General features: G+C 52.8%; 17 protein-coding genes. 5 read left to right on the top strand and 12 right to left on the bottom strand.

Annotation, left to right across the window (positions count from 1 at the left end; genetic code table 11):
- Nucleotides 1–8: 8 nt before the first annotated feature.
- The 6 genes from O1V65_RS08480 to O1V65_RS08455 all read right to left on the bottom strand — a co-directional run bounded on the left by O1V65_RS08480 (nt 9) and on the right by O1V65_RS08455 (nt 5,810).
- Nucleotides 9–1,160, bottom strand: a complete 1,152-nt coding sequence (locus O1V65_RS08480; protein ID WP_269130416.1) for a MalY/PatB family protein — start codon at nt 1,158–1,160, stop codon at nt 9–11.
- A 35-nt stretch (nt 1,161–1,195) separates the two neighbouring features.
- Nucleotides 1,196–2,641 (bottom strand): ABC transporter substrate-binding protein, encoded by a 1,446-nt coding sequence (locus tag O1V65_RS08475; protein ID WP_269130415.1) that lies wholly within the window; start codon nt 2,639–2,641, stop codon nt 1,196–1,198.
- Between the two features lie 78 nt (nt 2,642–2,719).
- Nucleotides 2,720–3,493, bottom strand: a complete 774-nt coding sequence (locus O1V65_RS08470; protein WP_017492834.1) for an amino acid ABC transporter substrate-binding protein — start codon at nt 3,491–3,493, stop codon at nt 2,720–2,722.
- Nucleotides 3,494–3,532: 39 nt separating this feature from the next.
- A complete protein-coding gene (locus tag O1V65_RS08465; RefSeq protein ID WP_017492833.1) occupies nt 3,533–4,300 on the bottom strand; it encodes an amino acid ABC transporter ATP-binding protein in 768 nt (255 codons plus the stop codon).
- Nucleotides 4,278–4,976, bottom strand: a complete 699-nt coding sequence (locus tag O1V65_RS08460; RefSeq protein ID WP_084912080.1) for an amino acid ABC transporter permease — start codon at nt 4,974–4,976, stop codon at nt 4,278–4,280. The genes O1V65_RS08465 and O1V65_RS08460 overlap by 23 nt, the downstream gene beginning before the upstream one ends.
- A gap of 177 nt (nt 4,977–5,153) precedes the next feature.
- Entirely contained in the window at nt 5,154–5,810 is a 657-nt protein-coding gene (locus O1V65_RS08455; protein WP_017492831.1) for an MgtC/SapB family protein, read from the bottom strand.
- 250 nt (nt 5,811–6,060) lie between these two features.
- Here O1V65_RS08455 and O1V65_RS08450 point away from each other — a divergent pair, with 250 nt between their 5' ends.
- Nucleotides 6,061–6,336: a putative hemolysin gene (locus tag O1V65_RS08450; RefSeq protein ID WP_017492830.1), complete on the top strand. Its 276-nt coding sequence runs from the start codon at nt 6,061–6,063 to the stop codon at nt 6,334–6,336.
- A gap of 393 nt (nt 6,337–6,729) precedes the next feature.
- On the opposite strand, the gene O1V65_RS08445 is transcribed toward O1V65_RS08450, so the two are convergent.
- Together O1V65_RS08445 and O1V65_RS08440 are read right to left on the bottom strand one after the other, a co-directional pair.
- Complete coding sequence (locus O1V65_RS08445) at nt 6,730–7,149, bottom strand: META domain-containing protein (RefSeq protein WP_084912079.1); 420 nt, start codon at nt 7,147–7,149, stop codon at nt 6,730–6,732.
- A 131-nt stretch (nt 7,150–7,280) separates the two neighbouring features.
- Nucleotides 7,281–8,279 (bottom strand): 2-hydroxyacid dehydrogenase, encoded by a 999-nt coding sequence (locus tag O1V65_RS08440; RefSeq protein ID WP_017492828.1) that lies wholly within the window; start codon nt 8,277–8,279, stop codon nt 7,281–7,283.
- A gap of 142 nt (nt 8,280–8,421) precedes the next feature.
- On the opposite strand from O1V65_RS08440, the gene O1V65_RS08435 reads away from it, so the two are divergent.
- From O1V65_RS08435 to O1V65_RS08425, 3 genes are read left to right on the top strand one after another with little or no spacing between them, the layout of a single operon-like run.
- A complete protein-coding gene (locus O1V65_RS08435) occupies nt 8,422–11,112 on the top strand; it encodes a YdbH family protein (protein WP_269130414.1) in 2,691 nt (896 codons plus the stop codon).
- Nucleotides 11,109–11,303, top strand: coding sequence for a YnbE family lipoprotein (locus tag O1V65_RS08430; protein ID WP_017492827.1), 195 nt, complete (start codon nt 11,109–11,111; stop codon nt 11,301–11,303). The genes O1V65_RS08435 and O1V65_RS08430 overlap by 4 nt, the downstream gene beginning before the upstream one ends.
- A gap of 11 nt (nt 11,304–11,314) precedes the next feature.
- Nucleotides 11,315–11,653, top strand: coding sequence for a YdbL family probable chaperone protein (locus O1V65_RS08425; RefSeq protein WP_017492826.1), 339 nt, complete (start codon nt 11,315–11,317; stop codon nt 11,651–11,653).
- A 145-nt stretch (nt 11,654–11,798) separates the two neighbouring features.
- Here the strand turns inward: O1V65_RS08425 and O1V65_RS08420 are convergent, their stop codons facing one another.
- Entirely contained in the window at nt 11,799–12,416 is a 618-nt protein-coding gene (locus O1V65_RS08420; protein WP_017492825.1) for an FMN-dependent NADH-azoreductase, read from the bottom strand.
- A 240-nt stretch (nt 12,417–12,656) separates the two neighbouring features.
- Here O1V65_RS08420 and hrpA point away from each other — a divergent pair, with 240 nt between their 5' ends.
- Nucleotides 12,657–16,532, top strand: coding sequence for an ATP-dependent RNA helicase HrpA (gene hrpA / locus O1V65_RS08415; protein ID WP_017492824.1), 3,876 nt, complete (start codon nt 12,657–12,659; stop codon nt 16,530–16,532).
- Here the strand turns inward: hrpA and O1V65_RS08410 are convergent.
- The 3 genes from O1V65_RS08410 to O1V65_RS08400 all read right to left on the bottom strand — a co-directional run bounded on the left by O1V65_RS08410 (nt 16,529) and on the right by O1V65_RS08400 (nt 20,252).
- A complete protein-coding gene (locus O1V65_RS08410; RefSeq protein WP_084912074.1) occupies nt 16,529–17,374 on the bottom strand; it encodes a trypsin-like serine peptidase in 846 nt (281 codons plus the stop codon). The two genes, hrpA and O1V65_RS08410, sit on opposite strands and share 4 nt — an antisense overlap.
- A 417-nt stretch (nt 17,375–17,791) precedes the next feature.
- Nucleotides 17,792–18,418 (bottom strand): acid resistance repetitive basic protein Asr, encoded by a 627-nt coding sequence (gene asr / locus O1V65_RS08405; protein WP_269130413.1) that lies wholly within the window; start codon nt 18,416–18,418, stop codon nt 17,792–17,794.
- A 352-nt stretch (nt 18,419–18,770) separates the two neighbouring features.
- Nucleotides 18,771–20,252, bottom strand: coding sequence for a carboxypeptidase M32 (locus tag O1V65_RS08400; protein ID WP_165429469.1), 1,482 nt, complete (start codon nt 20,250–20,252; stop codon nt 18,771–18,773).
- Nucleotides 20,253–20,303 lie beyond the last annotated feature (51 nt).

Raw genomic sequence — 20,303 nt, 5'->3', positions numbered from 1 at the left:
AAAAAGGGTCAGGCCGGAAAATAATGCCGCAGCCTTTCTATCACTGTTTCCAGTTCGGATTTGGGCAACGCAAAGTTCAGGCGCATAAATCCCTGGCCAGTTGGGCCAAAATTGAGGCCACTTTCTAGCAACAGCCCTGCCTGATGCAGCAACCGGTGTTCCAGCTCGGGCTGAGTGAGTCCGGCACGGCGAAAATCCAGCCAGGCAAGATAGCTGCCTTCGATGTGAAACAAACGAATACTTGACCCTGCGTTCAGCCCTTGCTTGAGCAGGGCATAGTTGGCCTTTAAATACCCGAGCAGTTCGTCCAGCCACGGTTCTCCCTCGCGATACGCCGCGTCGCAGGCACTCATGCCAAGAGAGTTCGGCTTGTGCACGCTCAGTTGGTAAAGCTCATGGCGAATCCTGCTACGGATTGCGTCGTTTTTAATCACCAGATGAGTGACCGGCAACCCGCCGAGGTTAAAGGTCTTACAGGGCGAGGTGAAAGTAATGCAGAAATCGGCAACCTTATCATTGAGTAACATGATAGGGGTATAAGGCCGTTCACCAATGACCAAGTCTTGGTGCACGTCATCGGAGAGCAGCAGCAGGCCGTGACGCTGACACAGGTCGCCTATCTGCGCCAACTCTTGCTTATTCCACACTTTGCCAATCGGGTTATGGGGATTACAGAGGATTAATATTCGGCTACGAGGAGAAATCTGCGCCTCGATGCGTGAGATATCCAATCCATACTGGCGGTCCTGTTCAACCAAGGGGACATCAACCAGGCGACGACCAGTATGGTGAATGACCCGGTTAAAGGTGCCAAAACCGGGCGAGAGAATAATTATCTCGTCATCGGGCTCACTCAACGTTCGGATGATGAGATCCATCGCGGTAATAACCGACTGGCACGGCACAACCCATTCAGGATCAATTTCCCAGCCGTGTCGCGAGGACTGCCAATGGCAAAAAAGGCTGAAAAAGTCCTCAGGCCACTCCCTGTAGCCCAAGATCCCATGCTCTACCGCTTGCTGCATTGCACTCAAAACCTGAGGCGGAGAGCGGAAATCCATATCCGCTATCCAAAGGGGGATGACCGAGGCATTCTCCGGCGTCGAGCCCTCTTTGACCGCTAGCCATTTGGTGGAATGCCGCGATCGGCGGTCAATCACTGTATCAAAAATACACCTGTCGCCGTGCTTGCTTCTCAATGAGTACCCCCATCTGGGTTGGCAATAATGCGTACGCGTCCTTCGAAGGTGGGTTGCCATCCCTTGGCTTTTTCGCCCAGCGTCCAGTGGTTATCTGGCGCGTAGAGGAAAAGCCACGGCGCATCATGGTGGACAAGTGTAAATGCCTGCGCCAGAAGCGCCTGACGCTGTTCGGCGTGCTGTGTCGCGGCTATCTCGTTCAGCAGGGCGTTCAGTGTTTCACTGTGGTATCCCTGCCACCACGGGCCTTGACGACGGGAGTCGAGCTTTTCGATATACACGCGCCAGGCGCTGGCGGGGCTTGAGTCAAAGCAGGCTACATCGCCAAATTGCTTGTCACGAACTCGATGCGCATAGGCTGGCCTGTCGTGGTAAACCGTCAGGTTGGCGGTGATCCCTACGTCCTTAAGCTGCTGGGCGATGCGTTCAGCCAGCGGAATTGACTCATCGGGGAACGTAGCCGGTAATGAAAACTCAAGCGTAAGACCTTGCGCATAGCCGGCCTCGGCGAGCAGCTCGCGTGCTTTTTGCTGATTATAAGCATAAGCGCAGAGGTCTGCCGGTGTTCCCGCGTGACGTGGGCTCAGCGGACCTGCCAGCGGCGCTGCCTGGCCTGCCGCAATCGCTGGGTCGTTGATGATGTCTGTCAGGTTTATCGCATAATTGAGCGCCTTTCTGATGCGAACGTCCTGCAAGGGGCCGCTAAAGAGGTTAAACAGAAAAATCACGCACAGCGTGCTTTTACGTTTTAGAATTTGAAAATTATCATGTGACCCTGTCACGTAGTGTGCCGGGGTATCGACGGCTAAATCCACTTTGCCTTGTTGTAACAGGGCTAAACGACGTTTGGCATCGGGTTCAGCGAGCCAGACCAGTGATTGAGCGGGCGGGGGGGCGGCCCAATGTGGGTTGAACGCTTGCAAAACGACCTTGCCGGGCTGCTGGCTGCTGGCCCGATAAGGTCCGCTGCCGATTAATTTAGGCAGTGACGACGTCTCTACGACGGGAATATCCACCAGTAAATCCAGCAAATCGCCAAAGGGGCTTAACGTTTCCACAATCAGCACACTGTCATCGGTAGCGGCTATTTTCGCCCCCTCAAGATAGCCACGCAAAACCCCTTCGGTGCCGAGTTCGCCGGGCATGTCGGCGGAAAGCGCGCGTCGCAGGGAGCCTGCAGCATCTTGCGCGGTAAGCGCGGAGCCATTGTGAAATATGACGTCTGTTCGCAGAGTAAAACACCAGCGCAGTCCCTTATTCTCAACCCTCCAATGCGTCGCCAGCCAGGGAATAAATTGTCCATGGTCATCGCGGCGCACCAGAGAATCATAGATAGAGTCAATGATGCTGCGTCGGTCGCGGATGTCAGAAAGAATGTGGGGATCGGCGAGCACTGCCGAGGGTTGTACCACCGTGAATACCGGCGTTGAGGCTATTGTCATGTTCTGACCTGTAAAATCGCGGGAGAAGGCGGAAAGACGTCTCCGCAGCGGCAGTCATGCCACTGCGGAACGACGTGATTATTTGGAAACGTCAGCACCAAAATATTGATTAGAAATGCGCTGATAAGTGCCGTCGGACTTTATTTCAGCCAATGCTTTGTTGATTGCCTGCTGTAAATCCGGGTTGTCTTTTCTGATAAGCACGCCTTCCTGCTCGGCGTTTGACTCGGTAGCAACAATCTTGACCGGCGCGTCAGGTTTATGTTTTTTGAAGTCGAGATACGACAGATTGTCGTTGATAGTGGCATCCGCGCGGCCCTGTGCAACAAGAGAGACGGACTGGTCGAAACCGTCAGTACCGACAATCTCCGCACCGTATTTACGCGCCAGTTGTGCATAGTTGCTGGTCAAGGTGTGCGCCGATTTCTTGCCTTTCAGGTCGGCAAATGACTTGATGGTGGTGTTGTTGCTGCGCACGATCAGTACCGCTTTTGACGCAATATACGGGTCAGAGAAATCGTACTTTGCCTGACGCTCTGGTGTGATGGACACTTCGTTAATCACCGCGTCATAGCGTTTGGCGTCGAGGCCCGCAATCAGCCCGTCCCATTTCCCTTCGACAAACTCCGCTTTAACACCAATACGCTTAGAAATTTCCCGTGCGATATCAACGTCAAAGCCGACAAGCTCACCCGAGGTGTTGTGATAGGTAAACGGGGGATAGGTGCCTTCCGTACCAAATTTGATCACGCCTGCCGAGTGAATTTTTGCCAAATCTGATTCGGCAAAAGCAACGTGAGAAACGCTAAATTGCAGTGCCGTGGCCAATAATGCCGTCGCTATTACTTTCATCAGTGACTCCTTAAGATTATTAGTATTGATTTTTTTGTTTTAGATTTCCCATGAATCGGGAAGGGTATTGGTTAACGTTGAAATATAGGTCTTTGTTCGTGCTTTCCTGGCCTGAGTGAAAATAGCCTCTGAGGTACCGCTTTCAACAATTTCACCCGCCTCAAGAAAGACGACGTTATTAGCGATATTCGCCGCCAGGCGCAGGTCGTGAGTGGCCATCAGCATGGTGGTCCCTTCCTGTGCCAGCTGCTTTAATACCGCGACCACCTCAAGCGACAGCTCAGGGTCCAGCGCTGAGGTCGGTTCATCACAAAGCAGCACCTTGGGCGAAGGGGCCAGAGCGCGTGCAATGGCGACGCGCTGCTGCTGTCCACCGGAGAGTGTGGCAGGCCAGGCGTCACGCTTATGCTGCATACCTACCTTGGCCAACAGCGCTTCGGCACGTTTTATCGCCCGATCCAACGGCCATTTATGCACTACGACCAATCCCTCGGTGATATTTTCGAGTACGGTCAGATGAGGGAATAATTGAAAATTTTGGAATACCATGCCGGTTTGCTGGCTTATTCGGCGAATATCTCGTTTGCCGATGCGCATCTTTGGGGAAAAACGTATTTCTTCATTCCCAATCTTTAATTGCCCGGCCTGAGGAATTTCCAATAAATTAATGCAGCGTAATAAGGTACTTTTGCCGCTGCCTGAAGGCCCGATCAGTGCAGTTACGCTGCCTTCTTCGAGCGTCAGCGCTATGTCGTTCAGGACTTTATTTAGTCCAAAACTTTTCTCAACTCCGGATAGCGTTATCATTAAAGTTTTCCTTTACTGCGGTATTTCTGGCCAGTCTGATTTCCAGACGGCTCTGTAATGCGGATAAAACGGAGCTGATCAGTAAATAGATGATGGCCGCTTCGGTATAAAGAATGAGGGGCTGATAGGTTACGGCGGCAATTCTTTGCGCCGCCAGAAACAGCTCTGGCACGGTAATCACCGAGGCCAGGGAGGTGTCTTTGACTAATGAAATAAAGGTATTCGACAGCGGTGGGACGGCGACGCGAGCGGCCTGCGGCAGAATAATCCGGCGCAAAGACTGGGACCAGCTCATGCTAATGGAATGGGCCGCTTCCCATTGCCCCTTTGGCACCGATAATAGAGTGGCTCGAATCACCTCAGAAGTATAAGCACCGATATTCAGGGTAAAGCCTATCACCGCCGCCGGAAAAGCGTCGAGAGTAATTCCTGCGCTCGGCAGGGCGTAAAATATCAGGAAAAGCTGCACCAGGAGAGGAGTACCGCGAATAAGCCAGACATAAAAGCGGACGAAACTTCGCAGTGGCGCGGGGCCATAAAGGCGAATTAATGCCACAATAAAACCCAGCGTTAATCCCAAAGCAAACGCTATCAGCGTCAGTGGAATGGTAAATGTCAGCCCTGCATAAAGCATGGGCCAAAAAGAATCTACAGCTAAAGAAAACCAAGCGGGCACACTTCACCTTCCCCAAACATTACTGTTGCAGCTTTTATTGCCATGTTGGAAATAACGACTATAAAGAGAGGGGGAAAGCTTATCATGCGGCAAATCTTTGCCGCATATAGATAGATTGGGATTAGTTATTCAAATTTTGCATTTGCAATTCAATGCGTTATGGTGATTCTGTGCGCCTTAATTAACGTCTACCCGCTTAATACCGTCTACCGACATTATGGCCTCATAGAGGGCTTCAATTTTCTGACGCGGCGATAATACGACGTCCATAACAAGCTCACATTTATCTTCATCGTCATCCTTTTGGCTGACTTTTATATGGCCGGGACGGATACGCATTTTCTGTAGTGCAATTAATACCTGAGGGACGCTTTGTGGTCTCAGGCGGACTTCGATCAGATGATGATGACCAATTAAACGGTTGCTGATTTGACGAAATACCTCAAGAACCAGCAGCGTTAATACGGTGCCATAGACCCCAATCTCATACAGTCCGCTACCAATGACCAAACCAATTGCCGCGGTCACCCAAAGCCCGGCGGCGGTGGTCAGTCCCTTGACGATTTGTTTTTGAATAATGATGGTACCGGCACCCAAGAAACCCATGCCGCTGACCACCTGCGCGGCAACACGACTGGGGTCAAAACTGACGTGGCTCTGATTAAGAATATCTTCAAAGCCATATTTCGAGACGATCATAAACATCGCACTGCCGATGCCGACCAAAATATGGGTACGTAAACCGGCTTCTTTTGCACGCAGCTGTCTTTCAATACCGATAAGTCCTCCAAGGACACCGGCAACGGCAATTCGGATTAAAAAATCTGTCAGCATAAAAGACTTCCTCCTTTTTTATATTATTTCATCCCAAGGGCGAATTTTTTGTGATTTAAGAAGAATTTCGGGTTAATAAGCGTCCACTCTATGAGCAGAATAAATAACAAACGGAAATAATCTGTTTCTGGATATAAATTTTTAAGAAAAGTGGCTATTTACTTCTTTTCAGGGCTCGACGTTAGCAGAAAAGCTCGGCTATGATGACTCTCGTTAAATTTAACGAAATAATCATCCAGGAGCAGGGTGCATGAAAACAGGGTTACGATTTCTACTGGCTGGCGCCACATTGGTTTTAGCTGCCTGCAGCAGCAATAAAGAAAGTGCGGAAGTTCAACAGCAGGGTAACAGCTTCAATATTGCCCATCGTAACCTGAGTAACAGCCCTGCCGCAGCAGCCTGTTCAATGGCCGGAGGCACGCTACAGCTCGCACGCCAACTCGACGGTACTTCAGTAGGCATGTGCCAGATGTCTAATGGTCGTCGATGCGGGGAGTCGGCTGTGATGAGCGGTGCCTGTACCTAAAATTCCTCTTCGCCCTTAGCGCTGTGGCTGCGTTGGCTGTCTTCGCTCACCCGAATCACTGACGTGTGTCAGCTCATCGGGACTCACTCTGTGGCCGCCTTGCCACAACACTAATGGCGGTGAGGAATGCCTCTTCGCCCCAGCGCTGTGGTTGCGTTGGGTGTCTTCGCTCACCCGAATTACTGACGTGTGTCAGCTCATCGGGACTCACTCTGTGGCCGCCTTGCAACAACACTAATGGCGGTGAGGAATGCCTCTTCGTCCCAGCGCTGTGGCTGCGTTGGCTGTCTTCGCTCACCCGAATTACTGACGTGTGTCAGCTCATCGGGACTCACTCTGTGGCCGCCTTGCCACAACACTAATGGCTGTGAGGAATACTGTCTTGTCCTAACGCTATTTGGCGCGATAGACCAGCTCGTGTTCGCCCTCGCGGAGTATGAGCTGTTTGCCGTGCAGGGAGACTTTCGCGCCATTCTGTAGCATCTCGGCGATGAGCCGGTCGCCGACGTTGAGTTGGCTGTCGGCGCAAAGCATGCGCGTTGAGGCCATTTGCCTGACGAAGAGTCGATCGTTGTCGAGCTGTCCTTGTCCCATAAAGCGGTTACACATAGCGCCTGAGACGTGCATCTTTTCGCTGAATTCGAGAGTCGGTCTACGGCTGCTCTGACTGGCTATCGGTGCGCCGTCAATGCTGACGAGTTCATAAGGGTGCTGTTGCAGGCGTTCGGGGGTGAGTTTTTCCTGGTGGGGATAGCTGCAGCCACTGAGCGCAACGGCGGCCAGCAGGCTGCCTAAAATCAGTTTTTTATTCATCTTCTCTCCTGAAGAAACCTGAGTTGATTTCCATTCATTTCGTCGAAATGGCAGCGCTTTAAACTTATTAAGCGCTTTTTAACGTCATCATTATATCGAAAAGAGACCTAAAAATCTCACTATTGTTCTGATTAGGACTGAGCCGTTACCTGATTCGGACATTGCTCTCCGTTCGCAATTTGCGAGAGATTACCGAGCGTCGTTTCCGCAATGCTGGTCAACGCCTCGCCGGTCAGGAACGCCTGATGGCCGGTAAACAGCACGTTGTGACAGGAAGACAGGCGGCGGAAAACGTCGTCGAGCACGACTTCGTTAGATTTGTCTTCGAAGAACAGGTCACGTTCGTTCTCATAGACGTCCATCCCCAGTGCACCGATTTTTTGCTGCTTCAGGGCGTCAATCGCCGCGCTGGCATCGAGCAGTGCGCCACGGCTGGTGTTGATGATCATCACGCCGTCTTTCATCTGGCTAAACGACTCTTTATTGAGAAGATGATGGTTGTCGGCGGTCAGAGGACAATGCAGCGAGATAATGTCGGATTGGGCGTACAGCGTGGGCAGGTCGACATATTCCGCGCCCAGTTCCAGCGCCAGCGGGCTTGGGTAGGGATCGTAGGCCAGAATCTGCATGCCAAAACCTTTCAGAATACGCATGGCCGCAACGCCAATTTTGCCGGTGCCGATGATTCCGGCAGTACGTTGATACATGTTAAAGCCGGTCAGTCCTTCGAGCGAAAAGTTGGCTTCACGAGTGCGCTGATAGGCGCGGTGAATGTGTCGGTTAAGGCACAGCATCAGCCCCACCGCGTGTTCGGCGACGGCTTCCGGTGAGTATGCCGGCACGCGGACTACGCTAATACCCAACTCTTTGGCGGCATCCAAATCAACATTGTTAAAGCCCGCACAGCGCAGCGCCAGTGTTTTAATACCGAGTGCTGCGAGTTCGGCAAGCACCTCTCGGCTGGCGTCATCATTAACGAATATGCAGACCGCATCGCAGCCTTCGGCGTTCTTCGCCGTGGCTGCACCTAGCATAAAATCAAAAAATACCAGCTCATCGCCGTACTGCTGATTAACCAGCTCAAAATATTTTTTGTCGTAATTCTTGGTGCCGTAAATCGCAAGTTTCATACCTGATTCTCCAAGAAGTAAGGGAATTTTCGAGAAATAATAGTTAAAACTAGCATTTGGGCGTCGTGTAAACAAAGGGTAAGCGAGTGTAACGTGATTTTTATGATATCTTGCAGACGTAAAGAAAATATCAGGACAATTCATGAGGAAAGGACCTAAACGTCTCATACAGATTCTGCTGGCCGCGGTGGTGGCGATACTTCTGCTGCTGGTACTGCTGTGGAAAACGCTGCCGCAGTGGCTGCCATCGCTGGCTGGACACTGGCTGGCGCAGGGGACGGCATTAAGTTTGTCCTCGGCACCCGTCTGGTCAGACGGACAGCTGCGACTGCCGGGCCTGCGCTATCTGGCGCAGGACTGCGTGCTTGCCGACGCAAAGGACATCGCGCTCGACAAGGCGCAGAAAGGATGGAACCTCAGTCTGGGAAGCCTGAGCGTCGACACGGCCTGCCTGAGCCAATACCCTGTCAGTAAAAATTCCAACTCGGCGCTTTCACTGCCCGATATTCAGAAACAGTTGCCTGTAGGCCAACTGCACATCGCCAGGCTTTCAATCACTCCGTGGCAACAGTACGCGGGCAGTCTGCTAATAGACAACAGCGGGCAAACTCAGGCGCTGCGCTATCAGGGGGATGCACTGAGCTTCGATGCTGCGCTGGACAACCAACGGCAGCTGACAATTAGCACCTTGAGCCTGACGCCGCCGGGCAGCGACGAGCCTATCCAGTTAGCGGGCAAGCTGACTCTGCCTGCGGCACTTGACACCTTGCCGGAAAGCGGTGAGCTGCATGGGCAGATGCACACCTCCGCGGTGCCGCATCCGCTTAACGTCAGCATGAGCTGGCAGAACCAGAGGGGCGAGCTGCGGCTTGTCGAGCAGGGTGAAACCGAGCCGCTGCTCAGTTTGCCGTGGCAATTGGGCAATAAGCAGATCCAGATTAGCGACGGGCAGTGGCGTTGGCCGTATGCGCAGCAGCCGCTGTCCGGTGGCGTGAACCTGACGCTGAACAACTGGAGCGACAACCTTAACCAAACGACGCTGAGCGGTCGGTTGAACGTATTGACCCAAGGTCACAACGGCAAGGCCAACGCGGTGTTGACGATGGGGCCGGGCCGCGTGGGCCTGCTCGACAGTAGTATTGCATTTCAGTTAACCGGTCAGGCCAATCTGGCGCAGGTTTCACTCAGTGCATCGTTTCCCGCCACGCTGACCGGCTCGGTGCTTAATCCTGAAATTTCGTTGCACAGCGGCGCATTGCTGCGTGCCTGGGGTAAGCCGACCGCGACGCTAAGTCTTCAGGACGCGCGCTGGCCGCTGGCGGGGGTGAAGGTAAGCGCCGGGGGCGTGAGTGGCCCTCTGCAAGCCATTATCCGCGGGCAGGACAGTTACTGGGGCAACATTGACCTGCATCTCAACGGTAAATCGCAAAGCTTCTGGCCTGACCATGGGCAGTGGGCGTTTAACTACTGGGGTAAGGGCAATCTCCCGCCGCTGAGTGGGCGGTGGGACGTCGCCGGTAAAGGCAGCTGGAACGACAATCAGCTGACGTTGACGCAGCTATCGGCCGGTTTTGATCGCCTGCATTACGGGCTGGTCAACGTCGATGCACCTCGCCTGACGCTGACCACGCCGCTAAGGTGGATGAGGCCGATACCTGAACGTTATGCCAGCACACAACCGCCCACGACGCTGAATTTTGAAGGCGCGATTAAGCTGGTGGCGCAAAAGGTTTCGCTGGAAAATGGCGGCTATTTGCCCCCCGCGGCACTCACCCTGACGATGAAGGGCGATAGCCCAATGAACATAACGCTTAACGGTCAGCTTGCGGCGCTGCCAATTGGGCCTATCCGTCTTAATGGACGTTGGGACGGCGAGCGTCTGCGCGGTCAGGCGTGGTGGCCAAAACAGGATCTCACCGCCTTCCAGACGCTGCTGACGCCAGACCTCAACGTCAAGCTTCGAGGCGGCAGCTTCTACGCGCAGTCCGCGTTTTCCGCTGCGCGCGGCCAGGGATTTATCGCCGGAGGGCACTGGGTGGTTAAAGACGGCAGCATGTGGCTGAAAGACGGCGACCTAAGCGGGCTCAACTTCTCACTGTCTTATCGCCTCAAGGACCAGAAGTGGCGGTTTGGTACCCGGCAGCCGGTCAGTCTGCGGATTGGCGAGCTTAACAACCTGTTTGCGATGCAAAACATTACCGCCGAACTGCAGGGCAGTTATCCGTGGAGTGAAAGCGCACCGCTTAAGCTTACCCACGTTGGCATGGACGTCCTGCTGGGGCACATTAGCCTTTCCGAGTTGCGTCTCCCGCAGCATGACGCGGCCGTGTTGAAGCTGCAAAAAATTGACCTCAGCGCGCTCTTTACCGCGCTAAAACCAAAACAGCTGGCTATGTCCGGGCGCGTTAACGGCGAGCTGCCGCTGTACGTCGATAATCCGAAATGGCTGATTCACGACGGTTGGATAGCCAACGACGGCGGACTGACGCTGAGGCTGGATCCGCAGTTTGTGGCCGCAATGGCACAGGGTAATATCGCCAACGGGCTTATCATCAAGCTGCTGCAATACCTTGAAATCTATAAGTCTTACGCCAAAGTGAGCCTCGACAATCTGGGGGGGCTGACCATGGCGGCGCAGATTAAGGGGGTTAATAATATCGATCACCAGAAACGTGAAATCGATTTGAACTACACCCACCAGGAAAACGTTTATCAGCTTTGGCGCAGCCTGCGTTTTGGTGACAACCTGCAGGAAGGGTTGCAACAGCAGCTTTCTGCCACCAACCAGTTTGCGCCTGCGACCAAGGATACTGAATTGAGGAAGGAACAATGAACCTGATACCGTCCTGTTTACCGCTATTACTCGCGACGCTACTGCTTAACGGATGCGTACCGCGCATCGAGATAGCGACGCCCACTGCGCCGATAACCATCAATATGAACGTCAAGATTGAACATGAGATTCATATCAAGGTCGATAAAGACGTCGAAGACCTGTTGAAGAACAAGAGCGATCTTTTTTAAGGACAAGGGTTATGAAATCGGTAAAAGGCAAAGGTCTGGCGTTGATAGTGATGCTTTGCGGCTGGCTATGCTGCGGTTCGGCGCTGGCGCTGACCGTCGAACAGGCCAAAATGCAGGGACGGGTGGGGGAGACGCTGTCGGGTTATCTGGCTCCGGTGAAACAGGATCCCGAAACCCTGGCACTGGTAAAACGCATTAATCAGGCCCGCGAGCAGCAGTATCAGGACGTAGCAACCAATAATCAGGTCAGCACCGCCGACGTAGCGAAACTTGCCGGGCAAAAGCTGGTGACGCGTGCCGGGAAGGGTGAATACGTGCGCGGCATCAACGGCCAGTGGCTCCAGAAATAGAGCCACGCTTCGCGTGATTCTGGAGTCTCGTTTTATTGTTGTAATAAAAAAAGCGCGCCTTACTGGGCGCGCAATGTTTATTACAGCGTCTCTACCGTGACTCATCAGCTTCTAAAATGAGTTAGCCGAGAGTGACGGTAAATAATTAAGCTGCGGCAACTTCTTTAACAGCAACGTCGATTGCTGCTTTTGCATCAGCCTGAGCTTTAGCGGCAACTTCTGGACCGTAAGCAATACCTTCCGCGAAGACGAACTCAACGTCAGTCATGCCCAGGAAGCCCAGGAACAGGTTCAGGTATGGAGCAACCAGGTCGCTTGGGGTATCTTTATGGATGCCGCCGCGGCTGGTCAGAACGATAACGCGTTTGCCTTTGATCAGACCTTCTGGGCCTTTCTCGGTGTATTTGAACGTTACGCCCGCACGAGCAACCAGGTCAAAATAGTTCTTCAACTGAGTTGGGATGTTGAAGTTGTACATTGGAGCAGAGATAACGATAACGTCGTTAGCCTGCAGCTCAGCGATAAGCTCGTTAGACAAGGCCAGTGCTTCTTCCTGACGTGGCGTCAGAGCAGCATCGGAAGGACGCAGTGCGCCAACCAGTTCGCCATCCAATACAGGGATAGGATTAGCCGCCAGGTCACGCACGGTTACCTGAGACGCACCGTTAGCAGCCTGGAATTGAGCAGCGGCGTAGTCAGCCAGTTGGTTGGTCTGAGAGAAGTTAGCCAGAATACTTGATTTCAGAATCAGTACTTTACTCATTTTTAAATCCTTCACGTAAGTGGGGGTAATACAGGGACGGGGCGTCCCAACAATGCTTGTTACTCTATTGATAAATCTTCGTCAGTGATAGTGCAATATTTCGAGATCTACATTCGAATTTTTTGAATAACCTGGCACTTGAGAAATCCGCCTCCAACTTTCAGTAACCTCAATAGCTTGTGATAACATAGCGTTATTCAGGCAAGGCCAGCGGCCGCCTCTAATCAAGGAATCAAGAACGTGAAATCACCGCTCGCGGCACTATCAGCACAACTAGACGGGCTGATGCTACGTGACCGACAACGCCTGCAACGTCGTTTGCAGGGCGCAAAAAAAATAGATGACCCGCAGGCATTGCTGGGACTGACTCAAGAGCTTGAAACTTCGCTCCAGCAGGGGCTGCAAAAAGTCAGCGCGCGTGAGGCGTCACGCCCTAAAATCACCTATCCCGACAATCTGCCGGTCAGTCAAAAGAAGCAGGACATCTTTGAAGCCATCCGCGATCATCAGGTCGTTATCGTCGCAGGTGAAACCGGTTCGGGTAAAACCACGCAGATTCCGAAAATCTGTATGGAGCTTGGCAGGGGTATCAAAGGCCTGATTGGCCATACTCAACCGCGCAGACTGGCGGCGCGTACTGTCGCTAACCGTATCGCCGACGAGCTGGAAACCTCGCTCGGCAGTACCGTCGGTTATAAGGTCCGTTTTAACGACCAGGTGAGTGAAAACACGCTGGTCAAGCTGATGACCGACGGTATTTTGCTGGCCGAAATCCAGCAAGACCGCATGCTGATGCAGTACGACACCCTGATTATCGATGAGGCGCACGAGCGCAGCCTGAACATCGACTTTATTCTCGGATATTTGCGCCAGCTGCTGCCAAAGCGCCCGGATTTAAAAGTCATCATCACCTCGGCGACCATCGATCCTCAGCGCTTTTCCAAACATTTTAACAATGCCCCTATTATTGAGGTTTCAGGCCGTACCTATCCGGTTGAGGTGCGTTATCGCCCGGTCGTTGACGATGCAGATGATACCGATCGTGACCAGCTGCAGGCTATTTTTGACGCGGTTGACGAGCTGGGGCATGAGAGCAACGGGGATATCCTGATCTTTATGAGCGGTGAGCGCGAAATTCGCGACACCGCCGACGCGCTGAATCGCCTTGATTTGCCGCACACCGAGATTTTGCCGCTCTATGCGCGCCTGTCGAACAGTGAACAAAACCGTGTGTTCCAGTCGCACGCTGGACGCCGCATTGTTCTTGCCACCAACGTGGCCGAAACGTCGCTGACCGTACCGGGTATTAAATACGTTATCGACCCCGGCACGGCGCGTATTAGTCGCTATAGTTTCCGCACCAAGGTACAGCGCTTGCCGATTGAGCCGGTATCGCAGGCCTCGGCCAATCAGCGTAAAGGACGTTGCGGGCGTGTGTCCGAGGGTATCTGTATCCGTCTTTATTCGGAGCAGGACTTCCTGTCGCGCCCTGAGTTTACCGACCCAGAGATCCTGCGTACCAATCTGGCGTCCGTCATCCTACAGATGACCTCACTCGGTCTGGGCGATATTTCTGCTTTCCCGTTCGTCGAAGCGCCCGATAAGCGCAACATTCAGGACGGTGTCCGCCTGCTCGAAGAGTTGGGGGCGATTAACCCTGCCGAGCACGGTCGCTATACCCTGACCGAACAGGGCCGCAGCCTGGCTCAACTGCCGGTTGACCCGCGACTCGCCCGTATGGTGCTTGAGGCGCAGAAAAACGCCTGTCTGCGCGAGGTGATGATCATCACCGCTGCGCTGTCGATTCAGGACCCGCGTGAGCGTCCGATGGACAAACAGCAGGCATCGGACGAAAAACATCGCCGCTTTGCGGATAAAGATTCCGATTTCCTCGCCTTCGTGAACCTGTGGGACTATCTTCAGGAGCAGCAAAAAGCGCTCTCTTCGGCACAGTTCCGTAAGCTGTGCCGCAGCGATTACCTCAACTATTTGCGCGTTCGCGAGTGGCAGGATATCTATACCCAGCTGCGTCAGGTGGTGAAGGAGCTGGGACTGCGTATCAACAGCGTGGCCGCTGATTATCGCAGCGTGCACTGCGCGCTGTTGACCGGTCTGCTGTCACACGTTGGGCAGAAAGACGTAGAGAAGCAGGAGTTTACCGGTGCGCGTAACGCACGGTTCTCTATCTTCCCGGGTTCTGGTCTGTTCAAGAAGCCGCCAAAGTGGGTGATAGTTGCCGAGCTGGTTGAAACCAGTCGCCTGTGGGGGCGTATTGCGGCCAAAATTGAGCCAGAGTGGATAGAACCGCTGGCCAAACACCTGCTGAAATACAGCTACAGCGAGCCGCATTGGGAAAAAGCCCAGGGCGCGGTGATGGCCAACGAAAAGGTCACACTGTTTGGGCTGCCGATTGTCATGGCGCGTCGCGTCAACTATGGCAGCATCGACGCCGTCCTCTCGCGTGAGCTGTTTATCCGTCACGCTTTGGTGGAGGGTGACTGGCAAACCCGTCATGCCTTCTTCCGCGACAACCTGCGTCTGCGCGCAGAAGTTGAGGAGCTAGAGCATAAGTCTCGCCGTCGCGACATTCTGGTCGACGAAGAGACGCTGTTCCTGTTTTATGACCAGCGCATCGGCCGTGAGGTGGTGTCCGGTAAGCATTTTGATACCTGGTGGAAGAAACAGCCTGTCGACAGCCTGAACTTTGAAAAAAGCATGCTTATCAAAGAGGGCGCGGGGAAAATAAGTGCGCATGACTACCCGAACTTTTGGCATCAGGGAAATATCAAACTGCGCGTGACCTATCAGTTTGAACCCGGCACAGAAGCTGACGGCGTTACGGTACATATCCCCTTGCCGCTGCTTAATCAGATTGAAGAGCAGGGCTTCGACTGGCAGATCCCGGGTATTCGTCGCGACCTTATCATGGCGCTGATTAAATCGCTGCCTAAGCCAGTGCGCCGTAACTTTGTTCCAGCGCCAAACTACGCCGATGCGCTGCTGGGTCGCGTTACGCCGTTTGAACTGCCGCTGCTGGAGGCCATGGAGCGCGAATTACGTAAAATGACGGGAGTGACGGTGTCACGAGATGACTGGCAGCTCGACCAGGTGCCGGACCATCTCAAGATGACCTTCCGCGTTGTTGACGACAAAAACAAGACGCTGCGTGAAGGCAAGAGTCTGACAGCGTTGAAGTCAACGCTGAAAGAACAGGTGCAGCAAACGCTCTCTGCGGTCGCTGACGACGGTATCGAGCAAAATAACCTGCATGTCTGGAGCTTCGGAACCTTGCCGGACTGCTACCAGCAGAAGCGCGGCGGTTATGAGGTGAAAGCCTATCCGGCGCTGGTGGACGAAAAAGACAGTATCGCTATCCGGTTATTTGACAGCGAGCTTGAACAGTCACAGGCGATGTGGCGCGGTACGCGACGTTTGCTGCTGTTGAACATTCCTTCACCTATCAAATACCTGCACGAGAAGCTGCCGAACAAGGCGAAGTTGGGTCTTTATTTCAATCCCTACGGCAAGGTGTTGGACCTGATAGACGACTGCATCTCCTGCGGTATCGACAAACTGGTCGCCGAGTCGGGTGGGCCTGTATGGGACGAAGCCCGTTTCGCCAAACTGCATGAACACGTTCGCGCCAATCTCAACGACACCGTGGTGACGATTGCCACCCAGGTTGAGCAGATTCTGACCGCAGTATTCAGTATTAATAAGCGCCTGAAAGGGCGAATTGACATGACGATGGCGCTGGCGCTGTCTGATATCAAGGCGCAGATGTCGGGCCTTATCTATCGCGGTTTTGTGACGCAGAATGGCTGGAAGCGTCTACCTGATACCTTGCGTTATTTACAGGCTATTGAAAAACGCATGGACAAACTGGCGATGGATGCACATCGCGATCGCGCGCAGATGCTTAAGGTTGAGAGCGTTCAACAGAAGTGGCAACAGTGGTTCAACAAGCTGCCGCCGGTGCGTCAGGCCAGTGAAGAGGTTCAGGAAGTGCGCTGGATGATTGAAGAGCTGCGCGTGAGTTACTTCGCGCAGCAGCTTGGAACGCCTTATCCTATCTCGGACAAGCGTATTTTACAGACCATGGAGCAGCTGGCTTAGTGCGCCAGCTGGTTATCGCTTAACTCGACTAACGCGTCCCTGATTGCCGGAACGGCCAGGGCGCGGTTATCCGCCAGATAACGGTCCTGCGCGGCAGGCGCCGAGCTTTGAATACCAATCAGCGTCCATTTACCGTCTTGCTTAAGCAGTAACGGCGAGCCACTGTCGCCTGGCAAGGTATCACAACGGTGCGACATCACGCCCGGCTGTGCCCATCCGGTAATTAAACAATCCTGATGACTATAGAGATCATCGAGGTGATCTTCAGGGTAACCTGCCTGCGTCACTTTGCGGTCATTGGCCTTCAGCGCCGCCGTCAGCTCGTCACGCGTGCCTTGCCACAGGGGCAGGGGCTTGATAGGCAACTTTCGTTTTTCATCGGTAATACGCACCAGCGCGAAGTCATACGGCGCGGCTTTTGGTGGCACTATCCAGCCATCACCGTCGGCTTTGAGTTTCTTGCCTAGCGCAGGATCAACCAGCGTTTGCAGTGACGTAATCTGATAGCGCCATTTCTCATGCTGAGAGATAAAACGCAGAGCGATGACTTTGTCGATGTTACCCGGGGGCGCTAGCACGCAGTGTCCGGCGGTTAGGACCAGGTGCTCGGAAATGAGGGTCGCGGTGCAAAGATTACCGCTTGCCGTTTCAATCTGACCTATCGCCTGCCATGGCCAGCTTTTAACATCGCTGACGTGGGTACGGTGATCCTGGCCAAAAAATAGGGCGGTTTTTTCTTTAAGGCTGATTGTGTCTGAGTCGCTATCCGAGTCTGATGAATCGGCATGAGCAGGGAGGGCGAAGCAGAGGAAGCACAAGACAAGCGGTAAAGCTATGCGCATATCGTTTTGACCTTAAGTGCGGGATTGACTGAGAGTCAATTAATAAGATGATGATTATAGCTGTATAGAGCTTATTGGTAACAGGAGGTTAAGATAACTCGGTAATAACAATTTATCTCGGTATTAATTGGATTTTTTTAATTATGGGTTCTGACTTTCCGGATTAGTTGAAAAACGTTTTCCTCTAGAAGTAGAAGAACAACGTAATCAGGCCTAACAGGATCAGTGAACTCAGGGTAATTTCGAACAGGTAGCGTCGCAGCATCGTCCATCAATACCTCAAGATTGCCTAATTAAGATAACCCCGTGTTCATATTTCGCTAGGGGGGTCTAAGGCCGGAGAAAAAAACACCCGGCGAACCGGGTGTCAAATAATCAGTCTTGATAATGGTGAGACGAGTTGCTCACAAAGACTTATTACTTAGCTGCTGGAGCAGCTTTTTTAGCGTGTTTTTTCACGTGTTTTTTAGCAGCCTGCGCTTTCTGAGCAACTGGCTTCTTAGCAGCGTGTTTTTTCACGTGTTTTTTAGCAGCCTGTGCTTTCTGAGCAACTGGCTTCTTAGCAGCGTGTTTTTTCACGTGTTTTTTAGCAGCCTGCGCTTTCTGAGCAACTGGCTTCTTAGCAGCGTGTTTTTTCACGTGTTTTTTAGCAGCCTGCGCTTTCTGAGCAACTGGCTTCTTAGCAGCGTGTTTTTTCACGTGTTTTTTAGCAGCCTGTGCCTTCTGAGCAACTGGCTTCTTAGCAGCGTGTTTTTTCACGTGTTTTTTAGCAGCCTGTGCTTTCTGAGCAACTGGCTTCTTAGCAGCGTGTTTTTTCACATGCTTTTTAGCAGCCTGAGCTTTCTGTGCAACTTTCTTCTTGGTTGCGTGCTTCTTAGCGTGCTTTTTCGCAGTGTGCGTTTTAGCAACTGGCGCTTTAGCAGCTGGAGCAGGAGCAGCAGTAGTGGTGGTTGCAGCAGCTGGAGCAGCGGTAGTTTCAGCAGCGAATGCTGCAGAAGACAGGCCCATTGCAGCGGCAATAACCAGAGCTAATACCTTTTTCATCGTTAATTCCTCAGAATTGAATTTATGTATCCACCCCACTGCGGGGCCGGTAGGAGAATACTAGGCTTCTGAGTGTCTGTTGTCCGTTAGTGATTGGTTTCGGCGTGTAACCGTATGTACAAACTGTATTATTGATATTTATCAGTTGGTTGCGATTTTATGTACAACAAAAAACATACAAATTACGCTGCTTAGTTACAACACACGGCAGATTCAGGTTACCTAAGCGTTTTGAGAAGCCATAAATCGGTTAAAATCAGGGGGATCTGTAACAATGAAATAAGAAAAATCTTAGCAGAATGGGGCGGTTTTCCCGGGCCATGAGAATTCATTGCCCGGGAAGTCACGATTATTACAGGTAACGGCTTTCGAGATGTTTACGGAAGAACTCGGTATTTAAGGTTTCACCCGTGGCATTGGCAATTAACTGGTCGGTCGAGAAGCGGCTGCCGTGCTGCCAGATATTCTGGTTCAGCCACTGGAATAATGCCGTCAGATCGCCTCGGGCTATATCGTCCTGTAGCGTTGGAATCGCTTTATTCGCCGTCTGGAATAACTGTGCTGCATACATGGCACCCAGCGTATAGGTCGGGAAATAACCGAAGCCACCGTCGGTCCAGTGAATATCTTGCATACAGCCGTTGGTATAATTGCCGACGGTATCGAGGCCCAGATATTGCTGCATCTTACTGCTCCACAGTGCCGGAATATCGTCGACTTCAATTTCTCCTTCAATAAGCGCCTGCTCAATTTCATAACGCAGAATAATATGCGCAGGGTAGCTGACCTCATCGGCATCGACGCGGATCAGGCCAGGCTGTACGCGTTGGTTAAGCTTGATGAAGTTATCGACGTCGAGGCCATGACGCTCACCAAACTGCTCGGTAACCAGCGGGAAAATAGATTTCAGGAAAATGTCGCTACAGCCGAGCTGCATTTCAAACAGCAGGCTTTGCGATTCGTGAACGCCCATTGAACGTGCGTTGGATACCGGCTGGCCCAGCCACTCTTTCGGCAGATTTTGCTCATAGCGCGCATGGCCGGTTTCGTGGATAACCCCCATCATGGCGGTGATGAACTCATCTTCGTTGTAACGCGTGGTAATACGCACGTCCTGCGGGACGCCGCCGCAGAATGGATGTGCGCTGATATCCAGACGACCTGCGTCAAAGTTGAAGCCGAGACGCTTCATGACGCTAAGGCCCAGCTGTTTCTGACTGTCGATAGCAAACGGGCCCTGCGGCTGAACAAACTGTACGGATTTCTGTTTTTCAACCACCTTGTGCAACAACTGGGGCAGCCAGGTTTTCAAATCACCAAAAATACCGTCGAGCTTGTGGGCGGTCATGCCCGGCTCATAGAGGTCAAGCAGAGAGTCATAACGGCTGATACCCGCTGCTTCGGCGCGCAGTGTCGCTTCTTCACGGCTGAGTTTCACTACTTCACGCAGGTTATCGACAAAACCTTCCCAGTCATTCGCTGGGCGTTGACGACGCCATGCGTGCTCACAGCGGGCGCCGGCGAGAGATTTCGCTTCAACTAGGCTCTCCGGAAGCAGGGCGGCGTGCTGATACTGGCGGGCCATTTCGCGCAGGTTAGACTGCTCGAGATCGTTGAGGTCTTCCTGCTTCGCCTGCTCAAGCCATTCGCCCACTTTGCCCGCGGTCAAAATCTGGTGCTGAAGAACGCTCAATTCAGCCAAAGCCTCGGAGCGAGCGCGGCTGCCTTCCGGTGGCATCATGGTTTGCATGTCCCATCCGGCGATGGACGAAAGATGACTGAAACGCGACAGTCGGGTAAAGGTAGCGCGTAACTGTGAATAAGCTGTAGCCATGCTGAACTCCGTGCTTTCAAAATAATAAAAATGTGGGGGAAGTTTGCCCTC

The sequence above is a fragment of the Rouxiella badensis genome (assembly GCF_026967515.2).
Taxonomy (GTDB): Bacteria; Pseudomonadota; Gammaproteobacteria; order Enterobacterales; family Enterobacteriaceae; genus Rouxiella; species Rouxiella badensis.
The sequence above is the reverse complement of the archived record's forward strand: the minus strand, read 5'-3'. Positions and strand labels throughout refer to the sequence as shown.